General features: G+C 72.4%; 15 protein-coding genes. 6 read left to right on the top strand and 9 right to left on the bottom strand.

The window, feature by feature from the left end; all coding sequences use genetic code 11:
* Window positions 1-107: 107 nt before the first annotated feature.
* Window positions 108-1,001 (top strand): ATP-grasp domain-containing protein, encoded by an 894-nt coding sequence (locus ACFPIH_RS22940; RefSeq protein ID WP_381164006.1) that lies wholly within the window; start codon window positions 108-110, stop codon window positions 999-1,001.
* Here ACFPIH_RS22940 and ACFPIH_RS22935 read toward each other — a convergent pair.
* Window positions 991-1,569, bottom strand: a complete 579-nt coding sequence (locus ACFPIH_RS22935) for an RNA-binding protein (protein ID WP_381164009.1) — start codon at window positions 1,567-1,569, stop codon at window positions 991-993. The genes ACFPIH_RS22940 and ACFPIH_RS22935 overlap by 11 nt on opposite strands.
* 190 nt (window positions 1,570-1,759) lie before the next feature.
* Here ACFPIH_RS22935 and ACFPIH_RS22930 point away from each other — a divergent pair, with 190 nt between their 5' ends.
* Window positions 1,760-2,533, top strand: coding sequence for an IclR family transcriptional regulator (locus ACFPIH_RS22930; RefSeq protein ID WP_381164012.1), 774 nt, complete (start codon window positions 1,760-1,762; stop codon window positions 2,531-2,533).
* Window positions 2,530-3,396 (top strand): SMP-30/gluconolactonase/LRE family protein, encoded by an 867-nt coding sequence (locus ACFPIH_RS22925; protein WP_381164015.1) that lies wholly within the window; start codon window positions 2,530-2,532, stop codon window positions 3,394-3,396. Before ACFPIH_RS22930 ends, ACFPIH_RS22925 begins: the two co-directional genes overlap by 4 nt.
* 133 nt (window positions 3,397-3,529) lie before the next feature.
* Here the strand turns inward: ACFPIH_RS22925 and ACFPIH_RS22920 are convergent, their stop codons facing one another.
* The 7 genes from ACFPIH_RS22920 to ACFPIH_RS22890 form a co-directional block, all read right to left on the bottom strand.
* On the bottom strand, window positions 3,530-4,936 hold the full coding sequence (locus ACFPIH_RS22920) for an FAD-dependent oxidoreductase (protein ID WP_381164018.1): 1,407 nt from the start codon (window positions 4,934-4,936) through the stop codon (window positions 3,530-3,532).
* A gap of 56 nt (window positions 4,937-4,992) precedes the next feature.
* Complete coding sequence (locus ACFPIH_RS22915; protein WP_381164021.1) at window positions 4,993-6,168, bottom strand: MAB_1171c family putative transporter; 1,176 nt, start codon at window positions 6,166-6,168, stop codon at window positions 4,993-4,995.
* Window positions 6,165-7,352 (bottom strand): MAB_1171c family putative transporter, encoded by a 1,188-nt coding sequence (locus ACFPIH_RS22910; RefSeq protein ID WP_381164024.1) that lies wholly within the window; start codon window positions 7,350-7,352, stop codon window positions 6,165-6,167. Before ACFPIH_RS22910 ends, ACFPIH_RS22915 begins: the two co-directional genes overlap by 4 nt.
* Window positions 7,349-7,855, bottom strand: a complete 507-nt coding sequence (locus ACFPIH_RS22905) for a toxin (RefSeq protein WP_381164027.1) — start codon at window positions 7,853-7,855, stop codon at window positions 7,349-7,351. The genes ACFPIH_RS22910 and ACFPIH_RS22905 overlap by 4 nt, the downstream gene beginning before the upstream one ends.
* 181 nt (window positions 7,856-8,036) lie before the next feature.
* Complete coding sequence (locus tag ACFPIH_RS22900) at window positions 8,037-8,630, bottom strand: XRE family transcriptional regulator (protein ID WP_381164030.1); 594 nt, start codon at window positions 8,628-8,630, stop codon at window positions 8,037-8,039.
* A gap of 268 nt (window positions 8,631-8,898) precedes the next feature.
* On the bottom strand, window positions 8,899-10,110 hold the full coding sequence (locus ACFPIH_RS22895) for a DUF6545 domain-containing protein (RefSeq protein ID WP_381164629.1): 1,212 nt from the start codon (window positions 10,108-10,110) through the stop codon (window positions 8,899-8,901).
* Between the two features lie 11 nt (window positions 10,111-10,121).
* Window positions 10,122-10,760: a toxin-antitoxin system, toxin component family protein gene (locus ACFPIH_RS22890; RefSeq protein ID WP_381164033.1), complete on the bottom strand. Its 639-nt coding sequence runs from the start codon at window positions 10,758-10,760 to the stop codon at window positions 10,122-10,124.
* Between the two features lie 264 nt (window positions 10,761-11,024).
* Between ACFPIH_RS22890 and arfA the strand changes: the two genes are divergently transcribed.
* The 3 genes from arfA (at window position 11,025) to ACFPIH_RS22875 (ending at window position 13,574) form a co-directional block, all read left to right on the top strand.
* The gene (arfA, locus tag ACFPIH_RS22885; protein WP_381164036.1) at window positions 11,025-12,542 is read left to right on the top strand and encodes an arabinosylfuranosidase ArfA; all 1,518 of its coding nucleotides are present in this window, start codon (window positions 11,025-11,027) and stop codon (window positions 12,540-12,542) included.
* Window positions 12,543-12,576: 34 nt separating this feature from the next.
* A complete protein-coding gene (locus ACFPIH_RS22880; RefSeq protein WP_381164039.1) occupies window positions 12,577-13,038 on the top strand; it encodes an RrF2 family transcriptional regulator in 462 nt (153 codons plus the stop codon).
* Window positions 13,039-13,106: 68 nt separating this feature from the next.
* Entirely contained in the window at window positions 13,107-13,574 is a 468-nt protein-coding gene (locus ACFPIH_RS22875; protein ID WP_381164042.1) for a hypothetical protein, read from the top strand.
* Between the two features lie 35 nt (window positions 13,575-13,609).
* On the opposite strand, the gene ACFPIH_RS22870 is transcribed toward ACFPIH_RS22875, so the two are convergent.
* Window positions 13,610-14,224, bottom strand: coding sequence for a TetR/AcrR family transcriptional regulator (locus ACFPIH_RS22870; protein ID WP_381164045.1), 615 nt, complete (start codon window positions 14,222-14,224; stop codon window positions 13,610-13,612).
* Window positions 14,225-14,296: the final 72 nt, after the last annotated feature.

Genomic DNA, 14,296 nt, shown 5'->3' with positions numbered 1-14,296 from the left:
GATGCTGGGGCTTGCCCGAAGGGGAAGGTCAAGCGGCCTGTCGGGGCTCCGGCGGAGATTGTTAGCCTTCCGGGTGATCGGACAGTCGTACGAAGAGGGAGTCCCCCGTGCCCCGAGTCGCGCTCGCCACCTACGACCCCCGGCCGGCCCCCAGCAAGGACGACGATCTTCCGGTGCTGGTGCGGGCGCTGAAGGAGGCAGGGGCCGAGGCGGAGGCCGTGTTCTGGGACGACGCCGAGGCCGACTGGGGGGCGTACGACCTGGTCGTGATCCGGTCGACCTGGGACTACAGCTGGCGCCCGGCGGAGTTCCTGGCGTGGGCGCGGAAGGTCGCGGCGGTGACGCGGCTGGCCAATCCGGTCGAGGTGGTCCGGTGGAACGCCGACAAGCGGTATCTCGGGGAACTCGCGGCGGCCGGGGTGCCGGCCGTGCCCACGCGGTACCTCGCCCCGGAGGGCCCGGTGGATCTGCCCGAGGACCACGAGTACGTCGTCAAGCCGACCTCCGGGGCCGGTGCCCGGTACGCCGCCCGGTACACGCCCGACCGGCGCGAGACGGCCGTACGGCATCTGGCGCGGATGCACGCCGAGGGGCTGACGGCGATGGTGCAGCCGTATGTGCGCGGTATCGACACCGGGGGTGAGCGGGCGCTGCAGTTCTTCGGCGGACGCCTGCTGCACGCCAGCCGAAAGCGCGCCGTGCTGGCTCCCGACACCGCCTTCGACGCGGACAAGGTCGCCCATCCCGGCCTGGAGCCCTGGACCGCGACCCCGGCGGAACTGGCCGTCGCCGAGCGCGCCCTGGCCGCCGTACCGGACCCGTCCGCACTGCTGTACGCCCGGGTCGACCTGGTGGACGGGGACGACGGGCAGCCGAGGGTGATGGAACTGGAGCTGGTCGAGCCGAACCTGTTCCTTTTTCTGCACCCGGGCTCGGTGCCCGCCGTGGTCGCGGCGATCCTGGCGGCCGCCGCTCCGGCAGGCCCTCCCGCTACCCCCTGACCTGCGTCCGCTGGAGCAGGCCCCAGGTGAACTCGGAGACCGCCTCCCGGCCGTCCGGGCTGGTGAAGGCGAGGCCCCAGCGGGTGGGCGCGGTGCCCTCCAGCGGACGAGCGGGGGCGAAGGCGCGGGCGACCTCGTCGACCGTGCAGGACCAGGGCGTGAGATCGGCCAGGGTGCGCAATTCCGGGGCGGGGTGGCCGGGGGCACGCACCAGCCACTCGTTCCATACGGCGCCGTTCCCGGCGACCAGCACCTCGAAGCGCAGATCCGTCCAGAACGGCAACGGCCACAGCCAGGCCTCGCAGTCGAGGTCGCCCACGCGGCGCGGAGTCCTGAACTCCGGCTCGCCCAGGACGGCCCGGTAGCGGGAGAGCGAGCCACGGGAGTGCGGGGAGCGGACCATGGCCTGCCAACGCTTGTTGGCCTCCCTCATCTCCACGAGTGACACGTTCATTTCATGGCGGGCGTCCTCCACCAGCTCGGGGTTGTGGTCGGCCATGCGGCGCAGCAGCACCAGCTGGAAATCCGCAGCGGTGAAGGTGCCGGCGAGGCGTTTGGGGGTCGGCATACCTCCATCCTGGCCCACCACCGGGGCCCGCTGTGCGTTTCACGGCCATTGCCCCCCGATGACGACGGATGCCCGACCGATGCCCGACCATTGCCCGGTGCGACGCCTTATGACTAGCCTGTGTTCGCCATGCCGATCGCCTGTTGAAATTTCGAACACAGGCCAGGGACGAACAGGGAGGGGGCCGGTCGTGGGACGTCTCGTACCAGCCGTGACCCGAGCTCTCGACATACTCGAGCTCTTCCTCGACGGGGACGGGTCGCTCTCCGCCCCCGACATCGTGCGCAGGCTGCAGCTGCCGCGCACCACCGTGCACGAGCTGGTCACCACGCTCGCCGCGCGCTCCTACATCGTCCCCGTACCGGGACAACCCGGACGGTACCGCCTCGGTGTACGTCCCTACCAGCTCGGCAGCCGTTACGCCGAGCAGCTCGACCTCGCCGCCGAGGGCCAGCAGGTCGCCCGCACCGTCGCCGAGACCTGCGACGAGACCGTCCACGTGGCGATCCTCGAGGGCACCGACGTGATCTACATCGCCAAGGTCGACTCCACGCACGCGGTCCGCATGGTCTCCGCCGCGGGCCGCCGCCTCCCGGCGCACTGCACCTCCGTCGGCAAGATGCTGCTCGCCTCCCTCCCGGCGGGCGAGCTCAGCGCCCGGATCCCGGACGACGCCGACCTGATCCGGATGACCCCGAACAGCATCACCGAGCCCGCCGCCCTGCGCGAGGCCCTCGCGGAGATCCGGGAGCGGGGCGTCGCGGTCGAGAGCCGTGAGTCGAACCCCGACGTCAGCTGTGTGGCGGCCCCGGTCCGTGACCGCACCGGCCAGGTCGTCGCGGCCCTCTCCATCTCCGTCCCGATGATCCGCTGGAGCGACGAGCGCCGCACCGAACTGGAACAGCTCGCCGCGAAGGGCGCCGCCGAACTGTCCGAGCTGCTGGGCTACCGGAGCGTGGCATGACGAGCGTGACGACGACGACGTACGACGTGGCGGTGCGGGCCGAGGCCACCCTCGGCGAAGGCCCCACCTGGGACCCGGCCACCGGCCGCCTCCTGTGGATCGACATCCTCGGCGCGCGCCTCCACTCGTACGACCCCTCGACCGGCCGGCGCACGGTCCGCGTCACCGACCAGCACGTGGGCGCGGCCAAACCCCGCGCGGGCGGCGGCCTGGTCCTGAACCTCCGCGACGGCGTCGGCCTCCTCGACCCCGACGACAGCTTCCGCTGGCTCCACCACGAGCCGGTCCCCGGCCGCCGCGCCAACGACGCCGCCGTCGCCCCCGACGGCTCCCTCTGGGCCGGCACCATGCGCTACGACGAGGCCCCGGGCGGCGGCACCCTGTCCCGCCTCACCGCCGACGGCACGGTGCACGTCGTCCTCGACGACGTGGCGGTCAGCAACGGCACGGGCTGGAGCCCCGACAGCTCCCTCATGTACTACGTCGACTCACCGACCCGCCGAGTGGACGTGTTCGACTACGACCCCGCTTCGGCCGGTATCTCCGGCCGCCGCGCCTTCGTCGAGATCGAGGAGGGCGCCGGCTTCCCCGACGGCCTCACGGTCGACGCGGAGGGCTGCGTCTGGGTGGCCCTGTGGGACGGCGGAGCGGTCCGCCGATACACCCCAACGGGCGACCTCGACCGCGTCATCACCCTCCCCACCCCAAGAGTGACGGCCTGCGCTTTCGGCGGCCCCGACCTGACGGACCTCTACATCACCACAGCGAGGATCGGCCTGACCGCTCCCCACCCGGTAGCGGGCTCACTCCTGGTGGTCCCGGGCGCAGGAAAGGGCGTACCCCAACCGGCCTTTCCGGCCTGACTGCGGGCAGTCGTGCCTCCCCCAGTGCCTCAAGGGCCTGGGGGGACCCCCAGGGCGGCACGGGTGGGCGCAGGCTGCACCCCGCAAGCGCGGGCAAGCACCCCCACCCCCGCCCAGCCCCAGCAGACAGCGCCTACCGAACCCCCGTCCGATCAAGCCCCCGCAGAACCTCCCGCTCGGACGGAGTCAACGGCGCCCCCACAGCCGGAGGCAACGGCGGCCCCCCGAGCGTCGCCAACACCGCCCCCGGCCGCAACAACCGCTCCGGCCCCGAGTTCAGACTCGTGACGTCCCACAGCGCCGAGGCCGCCCGGTAGGACCCGGTGGCCGTACGGATCAGCCGCCGCGTGTACTTCGTGACCAGCCGGTCGGCCGCGGTCGGCGCCCCACCCCGAGTCCCGGGGAACCAGACGTCCTGGCTGACCGCCATCGTCCAGGCCGCGTTGACCGAAGCGGCGGCGCCCCGCTGGACCCGCCGAGCCAGCCCCGGCGCGGTGACCCCGGTACCGGCGGCCAGCTCCCGGCCCAGTACCCCCGCCCCCAGCGCCGCCACCGCCATGCCCTGCCCGTACGCCGGGTTGAAGGTGGCCAGCGCGTCGCCGAGGACGACGAAACGTTCCGGCCACTGCCGGGACTTCTCCAGATAGCGCCGGTGGTTGCTGGTGGAGCGGCTGACGTGGATGTCGGTGAGCGGCTCGGCGCCGGAGATCAGCCGGCCGACGATGGGGTCGGGCAGGTCGAGGGTGTACTGGAGGAAGCCCTCGGGGTCCGACGGGGGTTCGCCGCCGCCCCGGGTCCCGGCCAGGCTCACCATCCAGCGGTCGCCCTCGATGGGCATGACCATGCCGCTGCGCCCCGGACGCGACAGATACGGATTGGCCTGCACGATGGTCAGCGGAAAGCGGTCCGCGCCTTCCGGAGTCCGGTAGACACGCGTGGCGTTGACCAGCCCCGCGTCCACCGACTTCTCCTCGATACCGGAAATCCCCAACCCCGCCAGCCACGTGACGACCCGTGAGCCACGTCCGCTCGCGTCGACCACGAAATCGGCGGTAAGTTCCTCGTCCCCGGCGGCCGTTGAGACCCGTACGCCCTCGACTCGTGCCGCGCCGCCGGTGAGTTCGGCCACCCGCCCCTGGCGCACGGTCACGTCCGTGTGCGTCAGCACCGCGTCCCGGACCGCCCAGTCGAGGAGCGCCCGGCTGCACGTCAGCATCTGCGGACCCTCGTGGCGCCAGCGCCGGAACCAGCCCTCGGGCGTCAGGGCGATCATGCCCGAACTGAGCGAGACCTCCCGGGCGCCCGCGGCGAGCAGATGCTTGCGCATGCCCACCCCCGGCACCAGGTCCTCCATGGCGGCCAGCCCGCCGGCCATCAGGAGGTGGGCGTGGCGTCCCTGCGGCAGGCCCTTGCGGTGCTCCGGCCCGCCGGGCAGCTCGTCGGACTCCAGGACGACCACCTCGTCCACGACGGTGGACAGGGCCGCCGCGGCCAGCATGCCGGCCAGCCCGGCACCGATGACGACAGCTCTACGCGACATGGGGCTCCTCGGACGGCTGTTCAGCCATGAAAGTCAGCAGGCGGAATCGGGTGGGATCACACAGGAAAGACCTTCACCGTACCTTCACGCGCCGTGTCCGAGGCGGGAGTTCGGGCCAGAGCCTGCGCAAGCTCGACCAGGCCACCGGCCCCGGAGACCTCCGTCGCGTGCATCCGGTACGTGCTCGGCTTCGCCTGCGGCTCCTCCCGCGCCGCGGCCCGCCGGGCGGCCTCGGCCAGCATCGCCGCCTCCGAGGCGACCCGTGCCTCGTGGCCGGTACGCCCCTCCCGCAGGGCCGCCGCCCGCGCCCCCTCCCGCACCTTGTCGTCGAAGTACGGCGCGAGCGCGAGCAGCGCGTCGTGGATGGCGACCTCACGCCAGTGCAGCCGTTCGTCCGGCAGCCGCCACCAGGACGCGGGCGGCTTCGGGGCCGTCGACACGAACCGCACCCGGGACCACAGCGGCCCCAGCCGCCGGTGGTCGCGCAGCCCCTGCCAGTGCGCCCCGGCCGCCGGCACCAGCCGGGGCAGCACGAACCCGGCGGAGCAGACCAGCGCGGCCAGCGAGGCCATCGGCGGGGCGACGGTCGTGGACAGGAAGTCCAGGTCGTGGCCCGTCCAACGGGCCGTGATCGCCGTGTACTTGGTCATCTGGAAGCCCACCAGGTCCAGCAGCGCGCCGACGACGATCAGCCGCAGCCCGGTCCGCAGCAGCCCGGTGACCTCGCGTCCCCAGCGCACGCACACCACGGACGTCGCGACGATCACGGCGGTGTGCCCGAGCAGATAGAGCAGGATCATCTCCCGCATGTACGGCGTGTTCGCGTAGTACGTGTCGAGGTCGGTGAGCCGCTCGACGGGCGCGTCGGCCAGCGCGAACAGCACCACCACGGCCACCACCAGCGGCCCGTAGACGGCGATCGAGCGCAGTACCGTCCGCCGCACCAGATCGGGCGGCCCGCCCCGCCAGTTGATCAGCAGGATCAGCAGCGAGCAGGAGTACGCGGTGAGCATCCCGTACGTCAGCGGCGCCCCGAAGTTCGGTATGCCGGTGAGGGAGTTGACGGCCGACAGGGTCATCGGCGCCGAGCAGGCGAAGACCACCGCGCCGAGCAGGATCGCCACGCAGGTCGACACGGTCAGCGGGTTGCGGACGGCCGTACGGGGGCGCCGGAAGAGCAGGGCGGAGGACAGCGCGAGCACCCCGGCCGCGAGATAGACGACGGCGCTCATGCCCAGGAGCTCCGTCCGGCCGGTGCGGTCCGGGCGCCGCTCGCGGCGGCGCGGACCAGCGGGGAGTCGGCCAGCGCGTCGGCGATCCGCTCCAGCGCCGCCGGTTCGGGCGCCCGCTCCAGGAACCACTCGGCGTCACCGGAACGCCGCACGGCCGGCCGGCCGGTCTCACGCCGGGCCGCCGTCGCGATGACCGCCGCCCACGCGGTGGCCGAGGCCCGCTGCGGATCACCCGTCAGCCGCAGCGCGGCCCGCAGGATCCGGTCGTACAACTCCCGGTCGGCGTAGGCGTCCAGATGACTCAGCGCGTTGTGGATGCTCGTACGGCGCCACACCAGCCGGGTGACGGGGGAGGCCCAGCGCGGCCGGGGCAGGCGCAGGGCACGGCGGGCGAGGACGTCGTCCAGTTCGCGCTCCAGGGGTTCGAGACGGACGTACGTCCGCCAGGCCCGCCACCACTCCGTCAGCCGGGGTCCGGCGAGCGGGACCAGGACGCCGGCGACCGTCAGCAGCGCGCCCGCCCCGGCCGCCGTCGCGGAGAAGTCCGCGCCGAGCGCCGACCAGTCGCGGCCGCACCAGTGGGCGACCACCGCGGCGAGCTTGGCCGAGCTGAACCCGGCCCCGCACAGGGTGCCCAGGCCCAGCGCGGTCAGCCCCGCCCGCAGCCAGCCGCGCACCTGGCGGGCCCAGCGCAGCGCCGACACCGTGGCGGAGCCGACGGCGACGAGGTGCGCGAGCAGGTAGAGCAGGATCATCTCCCGGATGTACGGGGTGCTCGCGTAGTAGGTGTCCAGGTCGGTGCGGCGCTCCACCGGGGCGTCGCCCAGCGCGAACGCGACCACGATGCCGACGACGACGCACGCGTACGCCACGATCCAGCGCCGCGCGGTACGGCACATCCGCTCCCCGCCCCGCCAGCGCACGATCAGCACCTGGGAGGCGGCGCCGTACGCGGTGATCGCGGCGTACGTCAGCGGCGCCGCCAGGTTGGGCACCCCGCTGAGGTCGTTGATCGCGCCGACAGTGGGCGGGGCGCCGAGCAGGAAGCACAGGCCGGCCAGGCCGAGGACCGCGCAGATGGCCCGCAGAGAGGGATCGCGGCGGTGGCGCAGCAGTTCGGGGGCGCGGACGGTGAGGCCGAGCCAGAGGACGCCGGCGCTGACGTAGTGGGAGGCCGCGTTCACCGGTGTTTCCCACGGTAGTTGAGCGCGGCGCCGATACGTCCGGCCAGGTCCTGCTCCTCGTCGCCGCGGGCCGCGTACACGGAGTCCGGCGCGGCCTCCAGCCAGGTGCGCAGCCGACGGCCCATCAGAATGCCGAAGCGGTCCGCCTCCTGCTCGTCGGCCAGGGTGAAGTCGGAGCGGGCGGCGGTGTGCAGACCGGTGCCGGCCGGGTCCGCCCGCCGCTGGTGCATGTGCCACACCTCGTGGCAGAAGATGACGATCTGGTGCCAGACGGCGGCCCGCTTGTCCACGATGACGTCGTCGTGGGCCTCGCGCTCCAGCCAGAGCCCGCTCGCGGTGTGCGGCGGGAACACCTCCCGGTGGACCACGATCCGCCGTCCCCGCCACCGCTCGGCCGCCTCGACGACCGCCTCGAACAGAACCTCGGGATCGGCCGGTACCGGCACCTGGACGGCGTCCATGAGCACGTCGGCGAGACGACGCATCTCCCTGTTCGTACGCACGGTCCTCCCCGTGGCCGGCCGACGGGTCTTTCGGTCCCGTGCAGGATGCCAAGACCCCCGCGGCTTCAGCTACCTCGGTCCGGCCCGGCACGGGTCGCCGAAGGGGAGGAAAGGTGTGCAACGGATGAAGTGCGTGCGACGCCCGGCCGAACATGGCCGAAAGCCGCCCGTGACCGGGCGCTCACAGGTCGTCGTCGCCCGTCGGGTTCCGCTCGGTGACCATCTCGGCCCACTCGGCCAGGGCCTGCAGCTTGCGCGGCGACATATGGGGGGCACGGCGGGCCAGCCGGTAGAAGCCGGGGGTGCGCAGCGGGGCCAACGGGTCGGCCTTCGCCTCCAGTTCGCGCAGCACCGGCTGGAGGGCGGTGTGCAACGCCTCGGCGTCGTCCGCGGTGAGGAAGCCGGCCGCCAGTCCGAAGAAGCGGCGGATCCGGTCCGCGTGCTCCAGGCTGGGCAACCCGCTCGTCCGCCACTCGCTCAGCCACTGCCGGCTGGTGCCCGCGATCCGGGCGAGTTCGTCCAGCGAGTACCGCTTGCCGTCGGGCCGACGCCGGGTCTCGCGTATGAAATCCAGCCGTTGTCGCACCCGTTCGCCCAGGTCCGTCTCCCGCACCACCGCGTCGCCCGCCAGCAGTGCGGCGACGGTCTCGGCGGGAACACCGGTGCGGTAGGACAGGTCGGCGACGTCCAGGCTCTCGGCCAGCCGGCCAGGCCGTCCGGTCAGCTCCTCGAGGCGTTCGCGCGCCTCGGAAAGAGCGGTGTGGGTGTCGCTCACAGAGTCCCCCCACTCTCCCCGTGCTTCCTGGTACTTCCTGCCGCACTTCCTGCACCGGCTGACGGGGAGGCTACCGGTTGGCTCCCGCCCGCGACAGTGATCGCAGCTATAACTGCCCTTTTTGGCAGGCATAGTTGACACTCGCAGTGCCCGAAGGAAAGATCGCCCTGCGGCGCGGGGACGTGCCGCGGCCGGGCCCGGTGCCCCGGGCGGTGCCACGGGGGAGTGGCGCGCGGGGCGCCGGGGCCCAATGCCTCTGCCCGGTCGGTCAGTTGGAGATGCGTACGCCGTCGCTCGGGGCGCCCGCACGGTCCCGCACCCGGCGGATGTCGTCGCCGTGCCGGAGCTCCCGGGACACCGCGCCGATCTCCCGCAGCAGATCCGTGGTGTCCGGGACGGTCCCGTCGCTCTCCCGGCCCCGGCCCCTCGCGTCCGCCGCGGCCAGGATGGTCACCGCCGTGGCCAGCCCCTTCGCCCGTTCCGCCGGGAAGCCGAGGCTCGACGCCGCCCGGTACGACCGCCGTTGCAGATCCTCGTCGACGAACCGGGCCAGCGAGAGCAGCGCGTCCCGGATGAACGTCTCCCGGCGGATCAGCCGCAACTCGGCGCCGGTGCGCAGCACGAAGGGCACGCCGCGGCCGTTGACGGACCGCATCAGCAGGTACAGCGGACGCAGTTCGTGATGGGCCAGCTGCACCCGCCAGCGGTCGTGCAGGTACTGGCCGGCGTGCGGCAGGATGAAGCCCACCGCGATCAGGACGGCCGACAGACACGCGAGCGGCGGCGCCACCGCCGTACTCAGCCAGTCCAGGTTCCGCCCGCTCCAACGCGCCCCCACGGCCGTCAGCTTGGCCGCGTCGAACACCAACTGCGCGGTGTAGCCCACGCCCAGGGACTTCAGCCCCCAGCGCAGCCAGGCGTCCAGCCCGTCGGCACGCACCCAGTTCCAGATCAGCCCGTTGGTGATCACCGTGGCCACGGTGTGCGCGAGCAGATAGAGCAGGATCATCTCGCGCGCGTACGGGGTGTTGGCGTAGTAGGTGTCCAGGTCCCGCAGCCGCTCCACCGGCATCTCGGCCAGCGCGAACAGCACCCACAGCGCCACGATCACCGAGGAGTAGATCCCGATCACCCAGCGCATCGCGGAGCGGGTCCGCGCCGAACGGTCGGACAGCCCGGAGCGCCAGGTGATGATCAGCAGCAGACAGGACCCGCAGAACGCCGTCAGCAGCGAGTACACCCAGGGCGCCGAGATGTTCGGCACGCCGGTGATCCGGTTGACCCACGCGATCGTCGACGGCGCCACGAACACGAACACCGCCAGCGCGAGCAGCAGCAGCCCGCCCACGGCGCGCAGCAGCGGGTCCTTCCAGAGCCGGATGACACTGGGCAGCTTGATCGCCAGCGCCGCGGCCAGGATCCCGGCCGGGATCCACCAGAAGGTCGGATAGAACTCGTTGACGAACCCGGCGGGGCTCATCGCGAGCGGCGTCAGCACGGCACGCCACCCCCGCGTCCCTGGTACCCGAGGGACCGCTGTACGCGCTGTACGGGATCCGGCGTCACCCCGGCCGTCCCGGCCGACCCGGTCTTCCGGCCGCCGGACAGCAGCGGCCGGAACGCGGCGGCCAGCCGGTGCCCGAACTCGTCGGCCTCCGCCTCCTCCCGCTCCCGGGAACCGTCGCGGGCGGCCACCGTCAGCACGGCGTCCCGCCACCCCGGCTTACGGACCAGCGCGTCGGCCGCCGCCGCCCGGGCCGTGTGCTGGTCGCGGTGTCCCGCGTGGAGGTGCCACAACTCATGCCCGAGGATGACCAGTTGCTGTACGGCCTCGGCCCGCTCCTCGACGATGACCAGGTCGAAGTCGTGGAACTCCACCCACAGCCCGGTCACTTCGAAGGCGTCGGGAAACCGCTCGAACCGCAACTCGACGGGCCGTCCACCTCGCCGGGCGCCCATCTCCTCGCACAGCGCCGCGCCCAACTCGCGTACCCCGGTGGGCGGGTGGGGCCGCGCCCGGATCGCGGCGGCCAGCTCGACGGCCAGCTCGTGCATACCGGAGGCCGCACGGGGACGGAGCAGCGCCGCAGCGGCCCGGGCCACCTTCCCGCGCACGCCCGCGATGTCCATCAGCCCCTGGCCTCCTTCTCACCGCCGCACGGCAGCGCTTCGAGCGTACGCGGGCGGTCGTGCCCACGTCACCCAAAACCACCACGCCCCCATTGACGAGCAAAGCGCAAGGATCTTACGGTCCGGTTCGAGGAGACGAGCACTATTCGACCCACCGAACGATAGTGAGGTCAGGGGCGCGGGGCTGTACCGAAATGCGGCTCCGCCGCGTGAGCGCGACCAGCCACAACGCACCCGCACCCGAAAGCGCACCGAAAGGCACCCATGCACCCCGCACGTTTCACCCTCGACCCCGCCTTCACCGTCGGCCAGGTCAACCCCCGAATCTTCGGCTCCTTCGTGGAACACCTGGGCCGCTGCGTCTACACCGGCATCCACGAACCCGGCCACCCCACCGCCGACGCCGAAGGCCTCCGCACCGACGTCCTCGACCTCGTCCGCGAACTGGGCGTCACCACCATCCGCTACCCCGGCGGGAACTTCGTGTCCGGCTACAAGTGGGAGGACTCCGTAGGCCCCGCCGAGGACCGCCCCCGCCGCCTCGACCTGGCCTGGCGCTCGACGGAGACGAACCGCTTCGGCCTCTCCGAGTACATCGCCTTCCTCCGCAAGCTCGGCCCCCAGGCCGAACCGATGATGGCGGTCAACCTCGGCACCCGGGGCGTCGCCGAGGCCCTCGAACTCCAGGAGTACGCCAACCACCCGGCCGGCACCACCCGCTCCGACCTCCGCGTCGCGCACGGCGACAAGGACCCCTTCGGCATCCGTCTGTGGTGCCTCGGCAACGAGATGGACGGCCCCTGGCAGACCGGCCACAAGACGGCCGAGGAGTACGGCCGGCTCGCCGCCGAGACGGCCCGCGCGATGCGCCAGATCGACCCGGACGTCGAACTCGTCGCCTGCGGCAGCTCCAGCCAGTCGATGCCGACCTTCGCCGACTGGGAGGCGAAGGTCCTCGCCGAGACCTACGACCTCGTCGACTACATCTCCCTCCACGCCTACTACCAGCCGCACGACGGCGACCTCGACTCCTTCCTCGCCTCGGCCGTCGACATGGAGTCCTTCATCGAGAACGTCGTCGCGACCTGCGACCACATCGGCGCCCGTCTGAAGTCGAAGAAGAAGATCGACCTCTCCTTCGACGAGTGGAACGTCTGGTACACCTCCCACTGGGAGGAGCACACCCGCACCACCGACCCGGGCGAGTGGCCGGAGGCCCCCCGTCTCCTGGAGGACAACTACAGCGTCCTGGACGCCGTCGTCTTCGGTTCCCTCCTCATCGCGCTGCTCCGGCACGCCGACCGCGTGACGGTCGCCTGTCTCGCCCAGCTCGTCAACGTCATCGCGCCGATCCTCACCGAGCCCGGCGGCCCGGCCTGGCGGCAGACCACCTTCTTCCCCTTCGCCCAGGCCTCGAAGCACGGCCGCGGCGAGGTCCTGGACGTACGGGTCGACTCACCGACGTACGAGACGAAGAAGTACGGCGAGGCGGACCTGCTGCACGCCACCGCGGTCCGCGCCGAGGACGGCTCGGTGACCGTCTTCGCCGTGAACCGCAGCCGCACCGAGCCGCTGCCGCTGGAGGTCGCCCTGAGCGGACTGGACCTGACGGCACTCGTCGAGCACAGCGTCCTGGCCGACGCCGACCCGGACGCCCGCAACACCCTCGCCGACCCCGAACGGGTCGCCCCGCACCCGGCCGACGGCACGACGCTGACCGCCGACGGCAGGCTCACCGCCACCCTGGAACCGCTCTCCTGGAACGTGATCCGCCTGGCCTGAGCGGGCCCGATGCGAGGCACGTCACAATGAGGGCATGAGGATCTCGGCACGGGCGGACTACGCGGTGCGGGCGGTACTGGAGCTCGCCGTACGGCAGGGCGGGGACGACCCCGTCAAGGCGGAGACGATCGCCGCCGCGCAGGACATCCCGCACAAGTTCCTGGAGGGGATCCTCGGCGACCTCCGCCGCGCCGGTGTGGTCGACAGCCGGCGCGGCGGCGGGGGCGGCTACCGCCTCGCCCGCGCCGCCGAGTCGATCACGGTCGCGGACGTGATCAGGGCGGTCGACGGCCCGATCGTCTCGGTCCGCGGCGAACGCCCCACCGGCCTCACCTACACCGGCTCGGCCCAGCCCCTCCTTCCCCTCTGGATCGCCCTGCGCGCCAACGTCCGCCGGATCCTGGAGGGCGTCACGGTCGCCGACATCGCGGCCGGCGCCCTCCCGGAGCCGGTGAACGCCCTGGCGGCGGAACCGGCGGCGTGGGAGAACCCGTAGCAAGAATTTCCTCGACCTTGCCGATTCCTGGGTTTCACCGGCCTCGCCGGTAATGGAATCTCTGAGAAGTGACAGAACAGAACAAGCCGACGGCACGGCGCGCGGCGGGCACGGAGACGGCGACGGATGTGCTGCTGCGCTGGACCCGGATTCGGCGGCGTACCCCCGCGCAGGACATCCAGGACTTCCGGGGCGGGCTGCCGCTGAAGGTCGTCGGGTACACACGGAGCATGGGCGGGGCGGCCATGGTCCCGGTCGGGGGCGGCCGGCGGATCGCCAGGCTCAGGATGGGCTATCTGCGCCTCGCCTTCGGAGAGGCCCCCGTGTGGAGCGACCGGCGAGGAAACCGCAGCGCGAGCCTGAGGTCGCCCTTCAGGCTGGAGCCCAGGTCCGAGAAGGTGCGGATGGGGCCGAAGTTCGAGCGCTACGAACTCGTCACGGCCGACGGGACGTACGACCTCGCGGTGCCCAGGAAGGACGGGGAGCTGGTGCGCTATGTCTTCGGGGCGGCGCAGGGCGGAGAGACAGCGCGGTAGCCGCCGCGCGGCGGCGGTCCGAACCACCGTCTGAACTACCCCAGCACGTACACCCCCGCGCGCGCCGCAGTCGCGGCGGCCTCGGCGGCCCGGTCGGCCGCCGCTTCGTCGAGACCGTCGCCGCAGGTCAGCAGGCGGTAGTAGAGGGGGGCGGAGACAGCGCGGATCACCTCGTGGACGTCGGTTCCCGCAGGCACCTCGCCCCGGTCGACGGCCTGCTGGACGCAGGGCGCCCACTCCTTGACGCGCGTGTCGTAGAAGCGGTGCAGGGCCGCGGCCGTCTTCGACTCGCAGGTGGCGGCCGCGATCACCGCCTTGAACAGCGCCCCCTGCCGCGGGTCGGCCAGGGTGCGCTGCACCAGCCGGGCGTTGGCCTTGAGATCGCCGAGCAGGGAACCGGTCTCGGTCCGCGGCAGTGACTGCTCGGCCATGTCCGCCAGCAGGTCGGCCACCAGGCCGGTCACCGTGCCCCAGCGGCGGTAGACGGTCGTCCTGCCCACCTCGGCGCGGCGCGCGATGTCGGCGAGGTCCAGGTGGGCGAAGCCCCGCTCCGCCAGGGTGTCCCCGGCCGCCCGCAACACCGCTGCCCTCACCCGCGCCGTGCGTCCGCCGGGTCGGACGGTTCCCGGGTCCGCAGCCGAAAACTCCATAACGGGACTCCAGTTTCGTTAATCGCTCGCACCTGCTACCTTGACGCATCTTAACGGAACTATGGAACCGTT

It is taken from the genome of Streptomyces vulcanius (assembly GCF_042653945.1).
Classification (GTDB): domain Bacteria; phylum Actinomycetota; class Actinomycetes; order Streptomycetales; family Streptomycetaceae; genus Streptomyces; species Streptomyces mangrovi.
The sequence above is the reverse complement of the archived record's forward strand: the minus strand, read 5'-3'. Positions and strand labels throughout refer to the sequence as shown.